This is a genomic window from Streptomyces tailanensis (assembly GCF_008386495.1).
In the GTDB taxonomy this organism is placed as follows: Bacteria; Actinomycetota; Actinomycetes; order Streptomycetales; family Streptomycetaceae; genus Streptomyces; species Streptomyces tailanensis.
This window is the reverse complement of sequence record NZ_VTHJ01000047.1, coordinates 56,613-78,202: the sequence shown is the minus strand read 5'-3', so window position 1 is coordinate 78,202 and position 21,590 is coordinate 56,613. Positions and strand designations below refer to the sequence as shown.

General features: G+C 69.5%; 17 protein-coding genes and 1 pseudogene. 12 read left to right on the top strand and 6 right to left on the bottom strand.

The genetic code is table 11. The features are described 5' to 3' along the window. The 3 genes and pseudogenes from F3T56_RS48440 to glgB form a co-directional block, all read left to right on the top strand. Window positions 1–90: pseudogene (locus tag F3T56_RS48440) on the top strand (alpha-glucosidase C-terminal domain-containing protein); the annotation flags it as partial. A 95-nt stretch (window positions 91–185) separates the two neighbouring features. Then, a complete protein-coding gene (locus F3T56_RS31785) occupies window positions 186–1,652 on the top strand; it encodes a maltokinase N-terminal cap-like domain-containing protein (RefSeq protein ID WP_149828800.1) in 1,467 nt (488 codons plus the stop codon). Window positions 1,653–1,695: 43 nt separating this feature from the next. Then, a complete protein-coding gene (glgB, locus tag F3T56_RS31780; protein ID WP_149828799.1) occupies window positions 1,696–4,527 on the top strand; it encodes a 1,4-alpha-glucan branching enzyme in 2,832 nt (943 codons plus the stop codon). Window positions 4,528–4,628: 101 nt separating this feature from the next. Here glgB and F3T56_RS31775 read toward each other — a convergent pair whose 3' ends face one another. From F3T56_RS31775 to F3T56_RS31755, 5 genes are all read right to left on the bottom strand, one after another. Beyond that, window positions 4,629–6,047, bottom strand: coding sequence for a cytochrome P450 family protein (locus F3T56_RS31775; RefSeq protein ID WP_149828798.1), 1,419 nt, complete (start codon window positions 6,045–6,047; stop codon window positions 4,629–4,631). 125 nt (window positions 6,048–6,172) lie between these two features. Further along, window positions 6,173–8,422, bottom strand: coding sequence for a HelD family protein (locus F3T56_RS31770; RefSeq protein WP_149828797.1), 2,250 nt, complete (start codon window positions 8,420–8,422; stop codon window positions 6,173–6,175). Window positions 8,423–8,595: 173 nt separating this feature from the next. Further along, entirely contained in the window at window positions 8,596–8,910 is a 315-nt protein-coding gene (locus F3T56_RS31765; RefSeq protein WP_172639234.1) for a thioredoxin family protein, read from the bottom strand. Window positions 8,911–8,924: 14 nt separating this feature from the next. Beyond that, on the bottom strand, window positions 8,925–9,353 hold the full coding sequence (locus tag F3T56_RS31760) for a MerR family transcriptional regulator (protein WP_149828795.1): 429 nt from the start codon (window positions 9,351–9,353) through the stop codon (window positions 8,925–8,927). A 255-nt stretch (window positions 9,354–9,608) separates the two neighbouring features. Beyond that, entirely contained in the window at window positions 9,609–10,988 is a 1,380-nt protein-coding gene (locus F3T56_RS31755) for a cation:dicarboxylate symporter family transporter (RefSeq protein ID WP_149828794.1), read from the bottom strand. Between the two features lie 474 nt (window positions 10,989–11,462). On the opposite strand from F3T56_RS31755, the gene F3T56_RS31750 reads away from it, so the two are divergent. Then, window positions 11,463–13,184 carry an ATP-binding protein gene (locus F3T56_RS31750; protein ID WP_149828793.1) on the top strand — a complete coding sequence of 574 codons (1,722 nt, stop codon included), beginning with the start codon at window positions 11,463–11,465 and terminating at the stop codon, window positions 13,182–13,184. Beyond that, window positions 13,181–13,876 (top strand): response regulator, encoded by a 696-nt coding sequence (locus tag F3T56_RS31745; protein WP_149828792.1) that lies wholly within the window; start codon window positions 13,181–13,183, stop codon window positions 13,874–13,876. The genes F3T56_RS31750 and F3T56_RS31745 overlap by 4 nt, the downstream gene beginning before the upstream one ends. 7 nt (window positions 13,877–13,883) lie before the next feature. On the opposite strand, the gene F3T56_RS31740 is transcribed toward F3T56_RS31745, so the two are convergent. Next, window positions 13,884–14,447: a hypothetical protein gene (locus F3T56_RS31740; protein ID WP_149828791.1), complete on the bottom strand. Its 564-nt coding sequence runs from the start codon at window positions 14,445–14,447 to the stop codon at window positions 13,884–13,886. Window positions 14,448–14,588: 141 nt separating this feature from the next. Here F3T56_RS31740 and F3T56_RS31735 point away from each other — a divergent pair, with 141 nt between their 5' ends. From F3T56_RS31735 to F3T56_RS31705, 7 genes are all read left to right on the top strand, one after another. Continuing rightward, complete coding sequence (locus F3T56_RS31735; protein WP_425473672.1) at window positions 14,589–15,998, top strand: extracellular solute-binding protein; 1,410 nt, start codon at window positions 14,589–14,591, stop codon at window positions 15,996–15,998. Next, the gene (locus F3T56_RS31730) at window positions 15,995–16,879 is read left to right on the top strand and encodes a carbohydrate ABC transporter permease (RefSeq protein ID WP_149828790.1); all 885 of its coding nucleotides are present in this window, start codon (window positions 15,995–15,997) and stop codon (window positions 16,877–16,879) included. Before F3T56_RS31735 ends, F3T56_RS31730 begins: the two co-directional genes overlap by 4 nt. A gap of 4 nt (window positions 16,880–16,883) precedes the next feature. Further along, a complete protein-coding gene (locus tag F3T56_RS31725) occupies window positions 16,884–17,753 on the top strand; it encodes a carbohydrate ABC transporter permease (RefSeq protein ID WP_149828789.1) in 870 nt (289 codons plus the stop codon). Window positions 17,754–17,860: 107 nt separating this feature from the next. Further along, window positions 17,861–18,103 (top strand): hypothetical protein, encoded by a 243-nt coding sequence (locus tag F3T56_RS31720; RefSeq protein ID WP_149828788.1) that lies wholly within the window; start codon window positions 17,861–17,863, stop codon window positions 18,101–18,103. Next, window positions 18,097–18,546, top strand: a complete 450-nt coding sequence (locus tag F3T56_RS31715) for a hypothetical protein (protein WP_149828787.1) — start codon at window positions 18,097–18,099, stop codon at window positions 18,544–18,546. The genes F3T56_RS31720 and F3T56_RS31715 overlap by 7 nt, the downstream gene beginning before the upstream one ends. An 87-nt stretch (window positions 18,547–18,633) precedes the next feature. Beyond that, window positions 18,634–19,497, top strand: coding sequence for a 5'-methylthioadenosine/S-adenosylhomocysteine nucleosidase (gene mtnN / locus F3T56_RS31710; RefSeq protein ID WP_149828786.1), 864 nt, complete (start codon window positions 18,634–18,636; stop codon window positions 19,495–19,497). A 181-nt stretch (window positions 19,498–19,678) separates the two neighbouring features. Further along, window positions 19,679–21,589, top strand: a complete 1,911-nt coding sequence (locus F3T56_RS31705; protein WP_246204090.1) for a tetratricopeptide repeat protein — start codon at window positions 19,679–19,681, stop codon at window positions 21,587–21,589. Window position 21,590: the final 1 nt, after the last annotated feature.

The following is a 21,590-nucleotide window of genomic DNA, read 5'->3' as shown; positions in this document are numbered from 1 at the left end:
CGCTTCCCGGCCATCGGCGAGCTGCCCTATCTCCTCACCCTCGCGGGCCACGGCTTCTACTGGTTCCGCTTGCGGAAGGACCCCGTGTAGCCGATCGGAACCCCGGGCGGGCCGGGCCGGTTTCTCCCGGCCCGCCCGGGGCACGCAATCAGGAACCCCCGCCCTCGGGGAAAGGACGCGACGCCATGTCGGAAGCCGCCACGCACTCCACTGCGACAAGTCCTGCTCCACCGCCCGCCATGGAGCCGACTCCCGGGCTGCTCCACTCGCTGGAGCCGCTCCTGCGGGAGTGGCTGCCGCGGCAGCGCTGGTTCGCGGGGAAGGGGCGGCCCGTCACCGGGTTCAGCCTGGTGGCGGGGACGGAACTGCTGCCGATGGGGGGCGGCGCGAAGGCGGGGCTGCTGCATCTCCTCGTACGCGCCCACCAGCCGCTGCTGCCGTCCCAGGGCGCCCCCGCCCACCCCGGCCCCGGCGACTGCTACCAGCTCCTGCTCGGCGTACGCGCGGCCCTGCCACCCCGGCTCGCACCCGCGCTGATCGGTCATGTGTCCGAGGGGCCGCTGGCCGGGCGGACGGTGTACGAGGCGCTGCACGACCCGCGCCTCGCGGACGTGCTCCTGGAGGCCCTGCGGAGGCAGGCACGCATAGGAGATCTCCGCTGCTCACGGGACATGCGGCACGACATACCGGAAGGCCTGGTGCCGCGTGTGGTGACCTCGGAGCAGTCCAACTCCTCGATCACCTATGGCGATACGTTCATCCTGAAGCTGTTCCGTCGGGTCGTGTCCGGTGCCAACCCCGACCTCGAACTGCCGCTGATGCTGTCGCGCGAGGGCTGCCCCCGCGTACCGGCCCCGGCGGCCTGGATGGTGGCGGACCTGGGCCGGACCTCCGATCCCGACACCCACGACACCCATGTCCTGGGCGTCCTCCAGCCGTTCCTCCAGGGCGCGGCGGACGGCTGGGAGCTGGCGCTGAGCATGCTGGCCAAGGGCGAGGACTTCACCGCCGAGGCGCGGGCGCTGGGGCGGGCGACCGCCGAGGTGCACACCGCGCTGACCCGGGCCCTGCCCACGGCCACGCTGGGCCGGCCCCAACTGGAGCTGCTGATCGACGGGATGACGGAACGGCTGGAGGCGGCCACCCAGGCCGTACCCGCCCTCCGTCCGTACGCGCCCGGGCTGCGCGCCGCCTTCGAGGCGCTGTCGGACCTGGCCACCGAGGGCCGTACCTGGTCGGCCCAGCGCATCCACGGCGACCTGCACCTCGGGCAGTGTCTGCGCTCCCCCTCCGGGGAGTGGTCTCTCATAGATTTCGAGGGCGAGCCGTCGAAACCGCTGGCCGAGCGCCGGATGCCGCAGCCCGTCGTCCGCGACATCGCCGGGATGCTCCGCTCCTTCGACTACGCCGCCCACTCCCTCCAACCCCCGGCAGCGGACTGGGCGTCCACCTGCCGGGCCGCGTACTGCTCCGGCTACGCGGACGTCGCCGGGACCGACCCGCGGTCCGATCCCGTACTGCTGCGCGCCTACGAGACCGACAAGGCGGTGTACGAGGTCGTCTACGAGGCCCGCCACCGCCCCGACTGGCTACCGGTACCGCTGGCAGCCGTCCACCGCCTCGCCACCGACCCCTGCACCGACACCCCCTGAAGCCCCGCCCTACATCCCCGTATCCGCCGAGGAGGCCGTCCCTGTGACTCCCGTCCCGCCGTCCGACGACAGCACACAGAACAGCAACACCGCCGCCGAGGGGCCCGCCCCGGCGAAGAAGACGGCCGCGAAGAAGACGGCCGCACGGAAGACGGCCGCGACGAAAACCGCGGCGAAGAAAGCGACGGCGAAGAAGACGACGGCGAAGACAGCGAAGACAGCGCAGAAGGTCGGCGGGGGCGAAGCCGTGGCGAAGAAAGCCACAGCGGGCAAGACTGCGGCGAAGAAGGTGACCGAGGGCGAGGGCGCGGTGAAGAAGGCCGCCGCCAAGAAGGCCCCTGCCAAGAAGGCTGCCGCGGAGAAGGCCGTGGCAAAGACAGCCGTGGCGAAGACAGCGGCCGCCAAGAAGAAGGTCGCCAAGAAGGCCGTGGCTGAGAAGACCGTGGCCGAGAAAGCCACCGCGAAGAAGGCCGCGGCCAAGAAGACCACCACGAAGAAGACCGCCGCGAAGAAGACGGCGAAGGTGGTGAAGCCGCGCAAGGTGACGGAGAAGGCGACCCTCGCCCCAACCGTCCCGCCGGCTTCCGGAACGTCCGTCACCGAACCGATGGTCCCGGCACCGGCCGACGCCGAGCCCACGGTTCCCCAGCCCCGAAGCGGCGAGCCGCCGCTCCCCGAACCCGCCTTCTCCCCCGCCATGGACGGCGATGACCGCGAGCGGCTCATCGCCGGTACGCATCACGCGCCGCACGGCGTGCTCGGGGCGCATCCGGCGCCCGGGGGTGTGGTGTTCCGGGCGTTCCGGCCGTACGCGCTCGCGGTGAGCGTGGTGGTGGGGACGTTGCGGGCCGAGTTGCACGACGACGGGGGCGGGTTCTTCTCGGCGCTGTTGCCGCTGCGGGAGGTGCCGGCGTCGTACCGGCTGCTGATCTCGTACGAGGGGAGCGTGCAGGAGACCGAGGACGCGTACCGTTTCCTGCCCGCGCTCGGGGAGCTGGACCTGCATCTGATCAATGAGGGGCGCCACGAGGAGCTGTGGCGGGCGCTCGGGGCCGAGCCGATGACCCACCAGGGGGTGACCGGCACCCGGTTCACCGTGTGGGCGCCGAACGCGCGCGGCGTACGGCTGGCCGGGACCTTCAACTTCTGGGACGGCTCCGGGTTCCCGATGCGGGCGCTCGGTTCGTCCGGGGTGTGGGAGCTGTTCGTGCCCGGGATCGGCGAGGGTGAGCTGTACAAGTTCGAGATCACCCGGCCGGACGGCTCGAAGACCCTGCGGGCCGACCCGCTGGCCCGCCGCACGGAGGCCCCGCCCAACACCTCCTCCATCATCCACGCCTCGACGTACGAGTGGGGCGACGCGGAGTGGATGGCGAGGCGGGCGGAGATCCCCGCGCACGAGGCGCCGTTCTCCGTCTACGAGATCCATCTGCCTTCCTGGCGACCGGGGCTGACGTATCGCCAACTTGCCGAACAGCTACCGGCGTACGTCTCCGACCTGGGCTTCACCCACGTCGAACTGCTGCCCGTCGCCGAGCACCCGTTCGGCGGCTCCTGGGGCTATCAGGTCACCGGCTTCTACGCGCCCACCGCCCGGCTCGGCGCCCCCGACGACTTCAAGTACCTGGTCGATGCCCTGCACCGGGCCGGGATCGGGGTGCTCATGGACTGGGTGCCGGCGCACTTCCCGCGTGACGACTGGGCGTTGGCCGAGTTCGACGGGCGTCCGCTGTACGAGCACGAGGACCCGGCGCGGGCCGCGCACCCCGACTGGGGGACGCTGGAGTTCGACTACGGGCGCCGTGAGGTGCGCAACTTCCTTGTGGCGAACGCCCTTTACTGGTGCGAGGAGTACCACATCGACGGGTTGAGGGTGGACGCGGTGGCCTCCATGCTCTACCTCGACTACTCGCGCGAGCCGGGCCAGTGGACGCCGAACGAGCACGGCGGCCGGGAGAACCTGGACGCGGTGGCCTTCCTGCAGGAGATGAACGCGACCGTGTACCGGCGGGTGCCGGGCGTCGTGACGATCGCCGAGGAGTCCACGGCCTGGGACGGCGTGACCCGCCCGACGCACGTGGCGGGCCCTGGCGGCTTCGGCGGCCTGGGCTTCGGCCTGAAGTGGAACATGGGCTGGATGCACGACTCGCTCGGCTATATGCAGCACGAGCCGGTGCACCGCAAGTATCACCACAACGAGATGACGTTCTCGATGGTGTACGCGTACAGCGAGAACTACGTCCTGCCCATCTCCCACGACGAAGTGGTCCACGGCAAGCGGTCCCTGGTGTCCAAGATGCCCGGCGACTGGTGGCAGCAGCGGGCCAACCACCGCGCCTACCTGGGCTTCATGTGGGCCCACCCCGGCAAGCAACTCCTCTTCATGGGCCAGGAGTTCGCCCAGGGAGCGGAGTGGTCGGAGGCGCACGGCCCGGACTGGTGGCTCCTCGATCCCGCGTACGGTGCGGAGGCGGACCATCGGGGCGTACGCGACCTGGTCCGCGACCTGAACACCACGTACCGCCGAACCCCGGCCCTCTGGCAACGGGACACCCACCCGTCCGGCTTCTCCTGGATCACGGGTGACTCCGGGGACGACAACGTCCTGGCGTTCCTCCGCTACGACGCCGACGGCACGCCGCTGCTGGCGGTCTCCAACTTCAGCCCCGTCGTCCGCCAGGAGTACCGCTTGGGCGTCCCCGACGACGTCCCCGCCTGGCAGGAAATCCTCAACACGGACGCCGCCCGCTACGGAGGCAGCGACGTCACGACCCCCGCCCCGGTAAAACCAGACCCCCACCCCCACCACACCCACCCGGCCAGCATCCGCCTGACCCTGCCCCCCCTGTCCACCACCTGGCTCCGCCCGGCCTGACTTTCCTCGCCCCCGCCGCCCCTACCCTCCCCCACTCTCGGCTTCGCTCGAGCGGGGGGAGGGTAGGGGCGGCGGGGGCGCTAAAGGTATACCGGCAGCCGTCAGTCGCCCTTCCGGCCCCCGAACATCAGCCTCCGCAACGCCCCCAGCAACCGACTCGGCTGCCGCAAGGGCACCGCCTCCGCGGGGGCGGCCACGTCATCGCTTCCCCGCGCGGGCGGCACCCGCACAGCCGCACTGTGCGCGCTCAACTCATACCGCACCGGCAACAACCGCAACCCCCGCACCACAGGCCCCGCCCGCCAGGGCAACTGGTCCGGCGGCAGAGTGAGCTCCGCACGGGCGAAGTGCTCGAACACCCGCCCCACCGCGGTGGACACGATCGTCCCCGCCAACTCCCGCGCCGCACTGGGACACTGATGCGGCCCGGCCCCCCACGCCAGATGCGCCCGCGTACTGACTGCGGAGTCCACGATGTGAGAGGACCCCGCGGCGATCAGATCCCGGTGCGCCGCCGCGACGGACGGCGACACGATGTCCCCACCCCGGATCCAGAAGTTCCCCAGCCGTACATCTCGCGCAGCGAACCGGAAGCACAGGTTGGCGCTCGGCGGATTGGCCAGCGCCGCCCGGTTGACCGTTTCGCCGATCTGCCCGGCCGACAGACTCCGCCGGACGGTCGCGTTGCCGCGCAGCACCTCAAGCAGGGTGTTGCAGACCATGTTCCCGGTGATGTCGTTGAGATAGACGGCGTTCATGAACAGCTCACGGCCCAACTGCTCATCGCTCAGCGAGGGGTCGGCCAGCAGCATGTACGAGGTCAGGTCCTCCCCGGGCCGGGAGCGCCGATGCGCCGCGAGCCGGGTCATCGCGCCGAGCGCCCGCCCGGTGGCCGGCCCCGCGTCCGGCCCGCCGTCCAGCATCCGCCACAGGTCCATGACCATCTCGTCCCCGAGTTCGACGGGGCACCCGAACAGCTTGGTCGTGACCATGAGGAGCAACGGCCGGGTGTACTGCGCCGCGAGATCGGCGAAGCCACTCGTGCCGGACTCCGCCGCGAGCATGGCGATGAGTTCGTCGGCGTACTTCGCGACGGCGGCCCGCAGCTCCCACCCCTCGGGGCTGTGCCCGTCCTGGAAGGGCCGCATCGCCGAGTGGTAGGTCAGCCGGGCGTGCCGGTGTTCGTCGTCGTCGAAGAACATGGTCTGCCGGACCTCGTACCCGGCGAGCAGCGGCCAGTCCTGCGGCAGTCGCCCCTCCGCCCGGGCCCGCCAGTGCCGTACGTCGCGCCGCCAGACACTGTCGTTGCGCAGGACCTCCAGCACCTCGCGGTAGTCGAGAACCAGCCACACCGGCACGCCCATCAGCCCCACCGGCGCGACGGGGCCGTACATACTCCGCAGTCGCTCGTAGACGCCGCCCGGGTTCACATCGAACTCCGAGGTCAGCAACGGCTCGACGGGCAGTGATTCCAGCGTGGGGCTGCCTGCCGGAGCGGCCGCGAACGGATGAGTTTCCATGACCGACACGGATACCGCATCAGACATTCACAAGCAGTGACGATGACATGAACTGTTACGGCTTGGTGATCCCTGATGCACCAGTGGTGACGGTGACGCGGGCCGCCGCCCCGCCGAACGCGGGATCAGGCCACCGCCAGCGACTCCCCCAAAGCCGGCGGCAGCCCCTCCGCGTGGACGACGCCCAGTGCCTGCGTCGCCCGCGTGAGCGCCACGTACAGGTCGCTCGTACCGAAGCGGCCCGGCTCGACGACGAGCACCGAGTCGAACTCCAGTCCCTTGGCCTGCCTGGGGTCGAGGAGGACGACGGCCTGCGTCAGGTCCGGCTCCGCCCCGGCCGTCACCCCGTCCAGCCGTGCGGCGAGCGCCCGGTGCAGTGCGCGCGGCGCGATCACCGCCAGCCGCCCTTCGGCCGGGGTGAGTTCGGCGACCGCCTTGGCCACCTCGGCGGGGAGCTCCCGGGCGGCCGCGTGGCGTGCCCAGGGCCGTACGCCCGTCGACCGCACGGAGCTCGGCGGCTCGAAGTCCGGCACCTCGGCGCGTACGACACCGGCCGCGACCTCCATGATCTCGGCGGGGGTGCGGTAGTTGACGCCGAGCCGGGTGTGCTCCCAACGGTCCTCGACGTAGGGGGTAAGGATGTCGGCCCACGAGCCGACGCCCGCGGCCTCCGCCGTCTGGGCGGGGTCGCCGACGAGGGTCATCGAGCGGGTCGGCGAACGCCGCATCAGCAGCCGCCAGGCCATCGGCGACAGCTCCTGCGCCTCGTCGACGATGATGTGCCCGAACGCCCAGGTCCGGTCGGCCGCCGCCCGCTCGGCCGCACTGCGGTGGTCGTCCGCCTCGTGCCGTTCGGCGAACCGCTCGGCGTCGATGATGTCGTGCGCGGACAGCACCTCGGAGCCGTCGCCGTCGGGATCACGGCCCTCCCTGTCCTCGAACTCGTACGTCCGGGAGGCGTACGACACGTCCAGCACGCCCTGCGCGTAGGCGATCTGCGTCTCCCGCTCCCGTTCCGCGCGGGCCCGCGCGAGCCGGTCGTCCTCGCCCAGGAGCTCGGCGGCCTCGTCGAGGAGGGGCACGTCGGCGACGGTCCACGCGCGCGTGACGGGACGGCGTACGGCGACGGCGTCCTCCTGAGGCAGATACGCGTCCGGCTCGGCGAGGAAGTCGGCGATCAGCCGGCGCGGCGTGATCCGCGGCCACAACTGGTCGATCGCGGACCAGACCTCGGGGTTCTCGGCCAGCTCGTCGCGGATCTGGGTGATGTCGGAGGCGTCGAGGAGGTTCGAGCCGTCGTAGGGGTCGGTGCCGATCCGTTCGGCGACCATGTCCGTGAGCGTGTTGAGGATGTAGCCCTCGAAGTGCTCGCGGGCCACGTTGTGCGGGAGCCGCGCCTCGCGGGTGCGCTCGCGGGCGACCCGTACGAGGTCGTCGTCGAGCATCAGGACCTCCCGGTCGTGCTCGATCGCGACCACCGGGTCGGGCAGCGCCTGCCGGTCCCGTACGACGGTGGCGAGCACCTCGGCCATGTCGGCGCGCCCCTTCACCCGGGCGGCCTCCGGGGTGTCGGTGGCCGTCGCCCGTACACCGGGGAACAGCTCGCCGACCGTCGAGAGCAGCACGCCCGTCTCACCCAGCGACGGCAGCACCTCCCCGATGTAGCCGAGGAAGGCGGGGTTGGGGCCGACGATGAGGACGGCGCGCTTGGCGAGCAACTCCCGCTGCTCGTACAGCAGATACGCGGCCCGGTGCAGCGCGACGGCGGTCTTGCCGGTGCCGGGCCCGCCCTCGACGACCATCACACCCTGGTGCGGCGCGCGGATGATCCGGTCCTGCTCGGCCTGGATGGTCTGCACGATGTCGCCCATCCGGCCCGTACGGGCGGAGTTGAGCGCGGCCAGCAGCACGGCGTCGCCGGTGGGGTCCTCGTACCCGGTGCGGGTCTCGTCGCCGAGGTCGAGGATCTCGTCGTGCAGGGCGGTGACCCGGCGGCCGTCGGTGGCGATGTGCCGGCGGCGGCGCAGCCCCATCGGGGTGTGACCGGTGGCCAGGTAGAAGGGACGGGCGACGTCGGCCCGCCAGTCGATGAGGATCGGGGTGCGCTCGGCGTCGTCCTCCCGCAGCCCGATCCGGCCGATGTGATGCGCGGCCCCGTCGGCGAGGTCGAGCCGCCCGAAACACAGCGAGGCGTCGACGGCGTTCAGCGCGGCCAGCAGCCCCGAGCGCTCGGCGACCAGGATGTCCCGCTCCAGCCGCGCCTGCATGGGTGTGTTGCCCTGGGCGAGCGCGTCCGTGACGGCGGTCTCGACGTCACCCCGCAGCGCGTCCACGCGCGCGTACAGCCCGTCGACGAATTCCTGCTCACGCCGCATTTCACGATCTGGAAAGTCGGTGTTTGACAATTCCACTCCCGCCCGGATATACTTTGCTCACTTAACTTCTTCGCGATTCAATGTGACTCGATCCCCTTGAAGTCGCGAACCATCAAAGATACGCGAAGAAATCCCCCGGGCACAATTGCCTGGGGGATTTCCTCGTTTATGACTCAGAGAACGTCGGCGAGCTCCTCCAACAGCTTCCGCTTCGGCCGGGCGCCCACCATCGCCTTCACCGGCTCACCGCCGCGGAACACCATGAACGTCGGCATGGACAGCACCTTGTACGCGTTCGTCGTCGTCGGATTGGTGTCCACGTCCAGCTGCACCACCTTGAGCCGTTCCCCCTCCTCGGCGGCCAGAGCGCTCAGCACCGGCCCCATCTGCCGGCACGGCGGGCACCAGTCGGCCGTGAACTCCACGAGCACCGGCAGCTCCGCCCCGATCACCTCCGCCGCGAAGTCCGCGTCCGTCACTTCGGCCACACCCGCTGCCCTGATCATCCGTGGATCCCTCCCAGTTCACACCCCGGCTCCGGCCCACCCGGAACCTCCGCCTCGGCCGCCAGCTGTTCCCGGGCCCGCTCCGCACTCGCCAACTGCGCCCCGACCTGCGCCCGCACCGACTGCAACTGCCCGATCAACTCGTCCAGCTCGACCAACTTGCGCCGATAGACCGCGAGCGACGCCGGGCACGAGTCACCCTCCGGGTGCCCGGCCCGCAGACACTCCACGAAGGGCCGCGTCTCCTCCAGGTCGAACCCGAAGTCCTGCAACGTCCGGATCTGGCGCAACAACCGCAGATCCCCCTCGTCGTACGACCGATATCCGTTCCCACTCCGCCGCGCGGGCAACAACCCCCGCGCCTCGTAGTACCGCAACGTCCGGGTAGTGGTCCCGGCCCGCGCCGCCAGCTCTCCGATCCGCATACGCCGACGGTATGCCTTGACGCCGATGTCAAGGAAAGCCCGCACACACGGACCGAGCGGCCAGGCCTACAGGGGGAGGACCTGGCCGCTCGGGGCACGGGGCTTGCTATTCGGTTGGGGGCCTTGAGACCTGGGGCCAGGGGCCGCGCCCTTTAGGGGCGCGGGGAACTGCGCGACCAGCCACAACGAACCTGCGGCCTACCTACGACGCTGCAGTCCTACGCGCTTGGAAACGGCGCCCCCAGCGAAGAGCGCTTACGCCTTGGCGAGCTCCTTCTCACCTTCTGACTCAGCCGCAGGCGCCGGCTCCCCATGCCCGTCGTCCAGCAGCGTCTTCTCATCGAAGGGCAGCTGCCCGGCGAGAACCTGGTTGACGCGCTCCTTGTCGATCTCCTTGGTCCAGGTGCCGATGAGGACCGTGGCGACCGCGTTGCCCGCGAAGTTCGTGAGGGCGCGGGCCTCGCTCATGAAGCGGTCGATGCCGACGATGAGGCCGATGCCGTCAACGAGGGCCGGCTTGTGGGACTGGAGGCCACCCGCGAGGGTCGCGAGGCCGGCGCCGGTGACACCCGCCGCGCCCTTCGAGGCGACCAGCAGGAAGAGCAGCAGCGGAATCTGCTCGCCGACCGACATCGGCGTACCCATGGCGTCGGCGATGAACAGGGACGCCATGGTCATGTAGATCATGGTGCCGTCGAGGTTGAAGGAGTAGCCGGTCGGGACGGTGATGCCGACGACGGGCTTGCTGACGCCCATGTGCTCCATCTTCGCGATGAGGCGCGGCAGCGCCGACTCGGAGGAGGAGGTGGACAGGATCAGCAGGAACTCACGGCCCAGGTACTTGAAGAGCGTGAGGATGTTGAGGCCGGAGACGATCCGCAGCAGCGCGCCGAGCACGATGAAGATGAAGAGGAAACAGGTGACGTAGAAGCCGAGCATCAGTACGGCGAGGCTCTTGAGGGCGTCGAGGCCGGCGGAACCGGTCACGGCGGCGATGGCACCGAAGGCACCGATCGGGGCGGCCCACATCACCATGGCGAGGATGCGGAAGACAAGGCGCTGGATGTGCTCGACACCGCGCAGGATCGGCTGACCGGCGTCACCCATGGCCTGCAGCGCGAAGCCGGCGAGCAGCGCGACGAGCAGGGTCTGGAGGACCTCGCCGCCGGTGAACGCGGAGACGATCGTCGTCGGGATGATGCCGAGCAGGAACTCGGTGGTGTCCTTGGCCTCGGCCGACACCTGCGCCTGACCGGTCTCCTTGATCGCGTCGGTGACCGCGAGGCCGGTGCCGGGCTCCACGATGTTGCCGACGACCAGACCGATGCCGAGGGCGACCAGCGACATCACCGTGAAGTAGGCGAGGGCGATACCGCCGACCGCGCCGACCTTGGCCGCCTTCCGTACGGAACCGATGCCGAGCACGATGGTGCAGAAGATGATCGGCGAGATCATCATCTTGATCAGGGCCACGAAGCCGGTACCGATGGGCTTCAGCTCGACCCCGAGGTCGGGGGCGATCAGACCCACGGCGATGCCGAGGGCCACGGCCACGATCACGGCGATGTACAGGTAGTGCGTACGGTCCCGCTTGGCGGCGGGTGCGTTAGGTGCCGTATTTGTGGTGCTGGCCACGGCTGCCCTCCTCGTCGACGACGTCGTCGGCTCGTTCTTCCGGCGTGCGGCTCACGACCGGGGGAATTCGGGAGACGGTGTCCCAGGGGTGGGAGACCGTGTGGGTCGGGAGCGGACTCCCGGGTGGGAGCTCGGGGTCTCCCGTACGGGAGACCGGGCTCCCGGCGCTGGGAGCGGGGGACTCCCGGGGGGTGTGGGAGCCGGTCTCCCGGCGGTGGAAGCCGGCGGGCTCCCGGTGGATGAGAGGCGTGCTCCCAGTGGTTGGGAGTCCGCTCCAGTGGGTGGAAACCGGCTCTCAGCGGGTGAGAGACGGGCTCCCGGCGGCTCGGGTGTGGGGTCCCGGGTCGGGAGTCGTACTCCCTGTCGATGTCCAGGTGCTGGCCATGTCGATGAGGTGACTATGGCCCGCCGTGTGAGGGCGGTCACCCTTCCGTTCATTTAGTTCACGCTGACGCGCCGATGCAGACTGTTGGCATGCGCGTCCCGTCCCTCCTCCGCCCCCGCAGCCTGGCCGGCCAGCTCTTCGCCGTGCAGGCGGTGCTGATCGCGGCCGTCGTGGCCGGGTACGCGCTGTTCACGTACGTCAGCGACCGCAGCCAGGCCGAGGAGGCGGCGACCCGCCAGGCCCTGGCCGTCGCCGTCACGGTCGCGGACTCCCCCTCCGTACGGGAGGCGATCCACACCCCCGAGCCGACGGAGCGGCTCCAGCCGTACGCCACCGAGGTGCAGAAGCACGCGGGCGTCGACTTCGTCACGATCATGAACTACGACGGCATCCGCTGGACGCACCCTTCCCCCAAGCAGATCGGCCGCAAATTCGTCGGCCACATCGAGAAGGCACAGCAGGGCGGCACCATCACCGAGACCTACACGGGCACTCTCGGCCCGTCCGTCCGCGCGGTCACGCCGATCATGGAGAACGGCGAGGTCATCGGCCTCGTCAGCGCCGGCATCAAGGTCCAGGCGATCAGCGACCGCGTCCAGGACCAGCTGACGGCCCTGCTCGGCGTGGCCGCCGGCGCCCTCGTCCTCGGCGGCCTCGGCACGTATATCGTCAACGCCCGCCTCCGCCGCCACACCCAGAACATGAACGCCGCCGAGCTCAGCAATATGCACGACTACCACCAGGCCGCCCTCCACGCCGTACGCGAGGGCCTGCTGATGCTCGACGGCCAGTACCGGGTGGCGTTGATCAACGACGGGGCGCGGGAGCTGCTCGGGGTGACGGAGGAGGTGGTCGGCCGGTCGGTGGCCGACCTGGGCCTGCCCGCCCCCCTGACGGGAGCCCTGCTGTCGTCCGAGCCGAGGGTCGACGAGGTGCTTCTGACCGCCGAACGGGTCCTGGTGGTCAACACCTCCCCGGTCTCGGGCGGCCAGCGCCGCGGCACGGTGGTCACCCTCCGGGACGTGACGGAGCTCCAGTCCCTGATGGGCGAACTGAACTCCGAACGGGGCTTCACGCAGGCGTTGCGCTCGCAGGCCCACGAGGCCGCGAACCGCCTCCACACGGTCGTCTCGCTGATCGAGTTGGGACGCGCGGACGAGGCGGTGGACTTCGCGACGGCGGAACTGGAGCTGGCGCAAGCCCTGACGGACCAGGTGGTGGCAGCGGTGAGCGAGCCGGTCCTGGCCGCCCTGCTCCTGGGCAAGGCCGCCCAGGCGAACGAGCGGGGCGTGGAACTGGTCGTCTCGGACGACAGCCGCATCGACGACGGCCTGCTCCCCGAGTCCCTCCCCGCGAGGGACCTGGTGACGGTCCTCGGCAACCTCATTGACAACGCGGTGGACGCGGCACAGGGTTCGGTGGGGGCACGGGTGACGGTCGTGGCGCACACCGACGATTCGGTACTCGTCCTGAAGGTCGCCGACACGGGCGCGGGTGTGGACCCCGCCCACGCCGAGCTGGTCTTCGAGCGAGGCTTCACGACAAAGCCGTCGGGCCCGGACGGGCGGGGTCTGGGCCTCGCGCTCGTCCGGCAGGTGGTACGCCGCCACGAGGGCACGCTGACCGTGTCGGAGGCGGCCGGGGGTGGTGCGGAGTTCGAGGTGCGTTTGCCGTTGCGTACGACCGGCGAGGCTGCCGAAGGCGATTCCGCCGACGGTGCTTCCGCAGGGGCCGTTCCCCCTGCCTTGCCCGCCCGACCCGCCGATCGCCCCCCTGTTCAGCCCGCCGCGCCTGGAGGCGATCACTCATGACCCCATCGGACCCCATCAGAGTGCTGGTGGTGGAGGACGACCCGGTCGCCGCCGACGCCCACATGCTGTACGTCGGCCGCGTCCCCGGTTTCACGGCCGTGGGCAAGGCCCACACGGGCGCGGAGGCCCGCCGTGCCCTGGACCGCACCCCGGTGGACCTACTCCTGCTGGACCTCCACCTCCCCGACGTCCACGGCCTGCAACTGGCCCGCTCCCTCCGCGCGGCCGGCTACCACGCGGACGTGATAGCGGTCACGTCGGCCCGCGACCTCACCGTCGTCCGAGAGGGCGTCTCGCTGGGCGTAGTCCAGTACGTCCTAAAACCCTTCACGTTCGCAACGCTCCGTGACCGCCTGGTGCGGTACGCCGAGTTCCATGCGGCGGCGGGCGAGGCGAGCGGCCAGGACGAGGTGGACCGTGCGCTGGCGACGCTACGAGCGCCCGGCCCGGCGGCGTTGCCGAAGGGTCTGAGCGCGCCGACGTTGGAGCGGGTGACGGTGGCTCTTCGGGACGCGGCCGAGGGCCTGACGGCAGCGGGGGTCGCCGAGGCGGTCGGCATCTCCCGGATCACGGCTCGGCGGTACCTGGAGCACTTGGTTGACGCGGGGCGGGCGGCCCGGAGTCCCCAGTACGGGCAGGTGGGGCGGCCGGAGCTGCAGTACAGGTGGGTGAAGGGGCAGCCGGGCTCGTAGTGCCTGGTCAGCTGAACGGCCGGGCGTACACGACGACCTGGACCCCCAGCCCGACGACGGTGAGGGCCTCGACGACGGAGAGACCGACGAGCCCGGGGCTGGTCTTACCGCTGGCCCAGTAGACGAGCAGCCCGGCGAGCGGAACGACGCAGAAGGCGAGCAGATCGATCCCGCACTGGACGGCCTTGCGGGAGCGCCGCCGTGCGTCGGAGCGATGGGCGGTCTCCCACGCGAACACCTTGTCGGCGGCAGCGAGTCGGGCCGCCTGTGCGACCCTCGGCCCGAGATCCCCCCGCACATACGCCCCGATCGCGGAGATCTTCTCGTCGTTGACGAGGTAGGTCCAGCCGAGCACGACACACACGGGCGGGAGCGCGAGCAGCATGGCCGGCTGCTTGGCCTGGGCCGTCGCAGCGATGACGGCGGCGACGACAGTGAGGGTGACGTAGAGAAGGTTGTCCCGGAACCCGATACGGGTCTTCTGCTCGTCCTTTATGGTCTGGTACTCGGCGAGCAACAACTGCCCGACGCTGACATCGCCGTCCCGCTCCTGCGCCACGGTGTCCCCCATCCCCTGCGCGTCCCCTGGAAGTACCTTAAAGCCACCCTCGGCCAGCAGCCGCAGACGCATTGACCTGACTAGACCACCCCCCTTACCGTCACCGGGCACCACCCAAGGCCACAACGACGTAGCCAGCAGGAGGTCGTGCCCGTGCGCCCCACCGCACCTCTCCCCCGCCGAATCACCCGCCTCCCCCGCATCCCCCTCCTCCTCGCCCTCGCGGCCACCGCGGCGACCACACTCACCGCATGTGGCAGCGGCTCCGGCAGTGACCCGGACACGGTGAAGGTCTCCTACAAACAGTCCACGGACAACTCGATCCGCGTCCTGGACACCTTCCTCGCCGACATCAAGAAGCAGTTCGAGAAGGCGAACCCGGGCAAGAAGGTGGAACTCGTCCCGATCAAGGCCCCGGACTCGGAGTACTACACCAAGGTCCAGCAAATGCTGCGGTCCCCCAAGACGGCCCCGGACCTGGTGTACGAGGACACGTTCCTGATCAACTCGGACATTACGAGCGGATACCTGCGACCCCTCGATGACTACTTGGCCGACTGGAAGGACTGGGACCAGTTCATCGACACCGCCAAGACGGCGGCGAAGGCCGAGGACGGCAAGACGTACGGCATTCCGGACGGCACGGACACCCGGGGCCTGTGGTTCGACAAGGCGATCCTCGAGAAGGCCGGCCTCCCCGCCGACTGGCAGCCGAAGACATGGGACGACATCCTGACCGCCGCCCGCACGGTGAAGGAAAAGGTCCCGGACGTCATTCCCCTGAACGTCTACACGGGCAAACCCGCGGGCGAGGCCGCCACCATGCAGGGCTTCGAAATGCTCCTCTACGGCACGGAAGCCGCGACCGCCTCCGGCGCTGACCCCCTGTACGACGAGAAGTCCAAGAAATGGAAGACCGGAACCCAGGGCTTCAAGGACGCCCTGACGTTCGTAGAAACGGTCTTCAAGGAAAAACTCGGCCCGGAAGTCTCCGACGCCCTGGACCCCAACATCGCCACCCGAGTCCGCGGCGAACTCCTCCCCCAAGGCAAACTCGCCATCAACCTCGACGGCTCCTGGCTCCCGCAGGACTGGCTGGAGGGCAGCGGCCACGAATGGCCGGAGTGGTCGGAGAAGCTCGGCCTCGCGTCCATGCCCACCCAACACGGCCAGTCCCCCGGCAAGGTGAGCATGTCCGGCGGCTGGACGTGGGCGATCCCGTCGAAGTCGGCGAACCCGGACCTGGCCTTCGACTTCATCAAGACGATGCAGACGAAGGAGAACGCCCAGAAGTGGTACATCTCCAATTCCGGCATCGCGGTACGGAAGGACGTGGCGGCCGACCCTGCCTACATAAAGGCGCAACCCGGAATCAAGTTCTTCACGGACCTCGTCCCGAGCACGCACTACCGCCCCGCGTACCCGGCGTATCCAAAGGTCTCGACGGCGATTCAGGAGGCCATGGAAGGCGTCACGACGGGTGACGTATCGGTCGAGGACGCGGCGAAGCGGTACGACGAGGACCTGAAGGCAGCGACGGACGACCAGGTGACAGAAGGGTGAGCCCTCGCTCGTCCACCCGCTCCCTCACCCGAGCCCTCCCCCGTGTCCTCCCCCTCACCCCCGCCGTCATCCTCCTTCTCCTCTTCCTCGCCGGCCCGATCGCCTACTGCGCCTACATCGCCTTCACCGATCTCCAACTCACCGGCCAGGCCGAGGACTCCTTCATCGGCTTCGAGAACTTCCGCACGGCATTCGGCGACGAGGCGTTCCTCAACGCGGTCTGGCTGACGCTCGTCTTCACGGTCATCTCGGCCCTGCTCGGCCAGAACACCCTGGGCCTCGCCCTCGCCGCCCTCATGCAACGCGCCTCGAAACCCATCCGCACGCTCGTCGGCGGAATCGTCGTCACGGCCTGGGTACTTCCGGAGGTGGTGGCAGGTTTCCTCCTCTACGCCTTCTTCCGCCGCGAAGGCACCCTGAACGCCATCCTGGACTGGTTCCACCTCCCCACGCAGAACTGGCTGTACACACTCCCGATATTGGCGGTTTCGTTCGCGAATGTCTGGCGCGGAACGGCATTCTCGATGCTGGTCTATTCGGCAGCGTTGAACGAAATCCCGAAGGAGATCACGGAAGCGGCAGAGGTCGACGGCGCGGGCGGCTGGCGCCGCATGTGGCACATCACCCTCCCGATGATCCGCCGCTCCATCGGCACGAACCTGATGCTCATCACCCTCCAGACCCTCTCCGTCTTCGGCCTGATCTGGGTGATGACGAGAGGCGGCCCCGGCGGCAAAAGCCAGACGCTCCCCCTCTTCATGTACGAGGAGGCCTTCCAGAAAAGCATGATCGGCTACGGCACGGCGGTGGCTCTGCTGCTCCTGGTGGTGGGCTCCCTCTTCTCGGTCCTGTACCTACGGCTGCTGCGAACGGAGGTGTGACCCTTTGCCCCCGAGAACCCAAGGAGCCCGAGTAACCCGAACCCCCGCCTCCCGCCGAACCGTCCGCCACCGTCTCGCTGCCGACGCCGGTCTGCTGGTGGTGGCGGCCGCGTTCGTGCTCCCGCTGGCGTGGGTGGTCCTGTCGTCACTGGACCCGCGAGCGGACCTGCGGGTCAAGCTCCCCGACGGCCTCACCCTCGACAACTTCGACGCGGTCCTCACCCCGGACATCACGTTCACGCCCCTGCTGAACAGCCTGCTGCTGTGCGGCGGAGGAACCACCCTGACGGTGGCGTGCGCGGCCCTCGCCGCCTACCCGCTCTCACGGTTCCGGTCCCGCCTCAACCGCCCCTTCCTCCTGACGATCCTCTTCGCGACGAGCCTGCCCATCACGGCGATCATGGTGCCGGTGTACGCCCTGTTCGTGCAGGTGAACCTGATCGACACCATGCAGGGCACGATCTTCTTCTTCACCGCGTCCCAACTGCCGTTCGCCATCTGGCTGATGAAGAACTTCATGGACGGCGTACCGAAGGAATTGGAGGAGGCGGCGTGGACGGACGGGGCGTCGTCGTTTCAGTCCCTGGTGCGGATCGTGCTGCCGCTGATGGGGCCGGGGGTGGCGGTGGTGACGGTCTTCTCGTTCGTGATGATGTGGGGGAACTTCTTCGTCCCGTTCATGCTGCTGCTTACGCCGGATCAGATGCCGGCGGCCGTGAGCATCAATGAGTTCTTCGGGAATCGGGGGACGGTGGTTTATGGACAGCTGGCGGCGTTCTCGGTTATTTATTCGACGCCGGTGATTTTGTTGTATGTGGGGGTGGCTCGGCGGTTGGGTGGGGGGTTTGCTTTGGGTGGGGCGGTCAAGGGGTGAGTGGAGGCATGGGGTGGCGGTGCTCCAACCTGCAGGATGCCGCTCGGGGCAGCCGCACCCCCGACCCCAGGTAGATTTCTTCCTACCAGCGGTGCTACGTTTTGAGGATGAGCACTCATGCCGTTTCCCCCACACCCGAGCGGGCCGGAAAACGGTCCGTCTCCCTGCCCCAGTCGCTCATAAAGGAGATCGAGGCCCGCACAGGGAAGACGGGCTTCTCGGCCGTCGTGTCCGAGGCCCTGGAGCAGTGGCTGGCCATGGCCAAGCTCCGGGAGGTCATCGAAGCGGACGAACGCAAGTTCGGACCGGTTGACGATGACGCTCTGCGGCGTGCGGAGGCCGAATGGTAAGCAAGCGCCTCAAGGCCATGAGCAAGAGCGGAGGCACACTCGTGCTGGACGCTCAGGGCCTTTCCCTCCACGTCGACGGCGACGACGAAATGCGCGCGCGGATCAAAGCCGCCGAGCTGAACGGACGACGCGTCGCCGTTCCCGCTCTCACCCCACTCGAAGTCAGGCGCACGGGGCAGGCAGGCAAGCGTCTGGAGTTCCTGCTGTCCCGGTTCGATGTCAAGCCGGTCGATGACGCCGTCATCCGCACAGCGGGGCGCCTCCTGGACGCGACCGGCCTTGATGGTCACGAATGTCTCGTGGACGCGGTCGTCGTCGCCACCGCCGCGCTGTGCCTGCCACCAGTACGCCTGGTGACCTCCGACAGCTCCCACATACCGAAGCTGTGCGCCGCGGCTCTGGAGCTGCCGGGGCAGCCCGCGATCGGGATCATCACCGTCTGACCGACAGGGAACGGCGCTGGCGACGAGCACGATGCGACGCAGGCCAACGCCCCCGCCGCATCGTCGACTTGGCAGTACCGTGGACAAGTGCCCAAGACCGACACACAGCCCACAACGGCAGTAGTCCTCACCGCACTCCCGGTGGAATACGACGCCATACGCGCGCACCTGAAGGACACGGAGGAGCTTGTCCACGAGGACGGGACCCGAGTCGAGCAAGGCCGGATCGAGGGCACCTCGTGGACCGTGGCGATCGCGGAGCTCGGCGAGGGCGCGGTGAACGCCGCCGCGCTCACGACCCAGATCGTCGGTTGGCTCCGCCCGGAGGTCCTGCTCTTCGTCGGGGTCGCCGGCGGGCTCAAGGACGACATCGAGATCGGTGACGTCGTGGTGGGCACGAAGGTGTACGCCATCCACGGCGGCAAGCAGACCCCGGACGGCTTCCACGCCCGGCCAGAGGTCTGGCACGGCTCGAACCGGCTCGTGCAGGCAGCCCGTTCCGCACTGCGGGACATGGCAGACGTACGAGGCCATCGCAAGCCGATCGCCTGCGGTGACGTCGTCCTCGCCGACGACAAGTCCGCCCTCGCCGAACACATCCGCCGACACTACAGCGACGCCTGTGCCATCGAGATGGAGGGCTCCGGCGCCGCCCACGCGGCCCACCTCAACGGCCAGTTGGACGCCCTCGTCATCCGGGGCATCAGCGACCGCGCCAACCGCAACAAACACAAGGCCGATGCCTCCGGCTCCCAACAACTGGCCGCGAAGCAGGCCGCCGCCGTGGCAGTCGCCGTCCTCCGCAAACACCGGCCACGCGGCGGCGGATCCTCCGACTCCAAGGAGGGTCCCTTTCGCACCACCGAGAACACCGTCTACGGCGGAGACCACCTCGACTTCCGGGGGAGCACCTTCAACGGCCCCTTCACGGCCAAGTCGGACGGACGGTAACGCCCACCAAGCTCATGGGCAGGTCCACGGCCCGGTCCCGGTCGCGACCAGCACGCTCCCGCCCCGCCCTCTCGGCTTCACCGGCCGCTCAGCGGAACTGGACCGCCTGCTACCCCGCCTCGCACCCACCCCGAACGGCGATACGGCAGCCCTCCCACTCCTCATCTCCGCCGTCACTGGCATGGGCGGCATCGGCAAGACGGCGCTCGCCGTGGAGGCGGCACACCGGGCCCGCGCACGGGGCTGGTTCCCCGGCGGAACCCTCTTTGTCGACCTGCGCGGCTACGACGACAACCCGGTCACGGCGGATCAGGCGGTCCTGGCCCTGCTCGACGCGCTCGGCGTACGCGGCGGTGACTTGCCGGAGAGAACAGAACGGCAGTACGACGCCTACCGCGCGCTTCTCACCGGTCGGCAGGACAGGATGCTGCTGATCCTGGACAACGCCTCCGACCCGTCCCAGTACCTCCCTCTACTGCCCGGCACGGACCAGCACCGCGTACTGATCACCTCCAGGGACCGCCCGAACGCCCTCCCCATACGCGTCGTCGACCTCGAAGCCCTCGTCCCGGACGAGTCCGTCGTCTTGGTGACCCGCGCCCTGCACGACGCCGACGAACGGGACACCCGCCCGTCCCGCGAGCCGGACGCCCTACGCGAACTCACCGCCCTCTGCGGCCACTTGCCCCTCGCGCTCCAGATCGCCGCCGCGATGCTCCGCCAACGTCGACACCGTCCTATCGCCTCACTCGTGGCCGAGATCAAGGAGGCCGAGGACCCGACCATCGTGCTCGACAACGGCAGTCCCGGCACAGATCTGTACGGCCGCTCGCTTGTCCTCCGGCCCGTCCTGGAGGCCTCATACCGCCGCCTGCCACCCGCCCAGGCCCGGTTGCTGCGCCTCCTCGCCCTCGCGCCGGGAACAGAGACAGGCACGGAGGCAGTGGCAGCCCTGGCTGACGTAGATGCTCATCATGCCCTGACCCTGCTGGAGGACCTGGCTGCCAGATATCTCGTTACGCCGATCCAGGACAGCACAGGATCGGATTCCGTGCTGCGATGGCGGTTGCACGACTTGGTGCGGGCGTTCGGGGTGGGTGTGGTAGCCCGCGATGAGGTGTTGCGGGAGGAGGGGGAGGCAGCGCGGGAGCGGTTGTTGGGGTTCTACGTGCCGTGGGCGTATGCGGCTGATGAGCGTTTGCGGTGGTTGCCGGGGCTGGCGGAGCCGGAGCGGTTCGCGGACCGGGGGGAGGCACTGGCGTGGTTTGACAGGGAGCGGGCGGGGCTGGTGGCTGCTGTGTCGTGGGCGAGGGAGGCAAGGTTCGCGAAGACGGCGGTGCACCTGGCCGCGTGCCTGGCGGAGTATCTCAACTGGCGGCGGCACTTCGACGACTGGACCGCGGTTGGTTATGCCGCTCGGGAGGCCGCGCACCGTGCCGAGGACCGCCCCAACGAGGCTGTTTCGTGGAACAACCTCGGCGTCGCCCTGCGAGAGGCGGGCCGGGCGGAGGAGGCGATCGACGCCCACACCCACGCCCGCGACCTTTTCCAAGCCACCGGGGACCACCACGGCGAGGCCATGGCGTCGAACAACCTCGGCCTGGCCCTGTGGCAGGCAGACCGGGTACAGGAGGCCATCGAGGCCCTCATCCGCTCCCGCGACCTGTACCAGGCCGACGAAGTCCGCCATCACGAGGCCATGGCGTGGAACAGCCTCGGCCTCGCTTTTCGGGAGGCGGGGCGAATGGCGGAGGGGATCGAAGCGCACACCCGCGCCCTCGACCTGGCCCAGGCCGTCGAGGATCGCCATCACGAGGCCATGGCGTGGAACAACCTCGGCAACGCTCTGCGCGACGCGGGGCGGATGGCGGAGGGGATCGAGGCGCACGGCAGGTCGCTTGAGATCTACAGGGAGTTCGAGGACTGGTACAGGGCCGGTGGGACCCTCCATAACCTAGCTCTCGCTCACAAGCACACCCATCGCCCTGCCGAAGCCCGCGCCCACTACCTCCAAGCCGCCGACGCCTATACCCGCGCCAATGCCCCCGCCGAAGCAGCCCGAGCCCGCGCAGCAGCCGAAGCCCTGGAATAGC

Coding starts and splice junctions, on each gene's coding strand:
- F3T56_RS31785 (WP_149828800.1), top strand. CDS start 186: ATGTCGGAAGCCGCCACGCACTCCACTGCGACAAGTCCTGCTCCACCG.
- F3T56_RS31775 (WP_149828798.1), bottom strand. CDS start 6,047: ATGGAAACTCATCCGTTCGCGGCCGCTCCGGCAGGCAGCCCCACGCTG.
- F3T56_RS31770 (WP_149828797.1), bottom strand. CDS start 8,422: ATGCGGCGTGAGCAGGAATTCGTCGACGGGCTGTACGCGCGCGTGGAC.
- F3T56_RS31760 (WP_149828795.1), bottom strand. CDS start 9,353: ATGCGGATCGGAGAGCTGGCGGCGCGGGCCGGGACCACTACCCGGACG.
- F3T56_RS31750 (WP_149828793.1), top strand. CDS start 11,463: ATGCGCGTCCCGTCCCTCCTCCGCCCCCGCAGCCTGGCCGGCCAGCTC.
- F3T56_RS31745 (WP_149828792.1), top strand. CDS start 13,181: ATGACCCCATCGGACCCCATCAGAGTGCTGGTGGTGGAGGACGACCCG.
- F3T56_RS31740 (WP_149828791.1), bottom strand. CDS start 14,447: ATGGGGGACACCGTGGCGCAGGAGCGGGACGGCGATGTCAGCGTCGGG.
- F3T56_RS31720 (WP_149828788.1), top strand. CDS start 17,861: ATGAGCACTCATGCCGTTTCCCCCACACCCGAGCGGGCCGGAAAACGG.
- F3T56_RS31715 (WP_149828787.1), top strand. CDS start 18,097: ATGGTAAGCAAGCGCCTCAAGGCCATGAGCAAGAGCGGAGGCACACTC.
- F3T56_RS31705 (WP_246204090.1), top strand. CDS start 19,679: ATGGGCGGCATCGGCAAGACGGCGCTCGCCGTGGAGGCGGCACACCGG.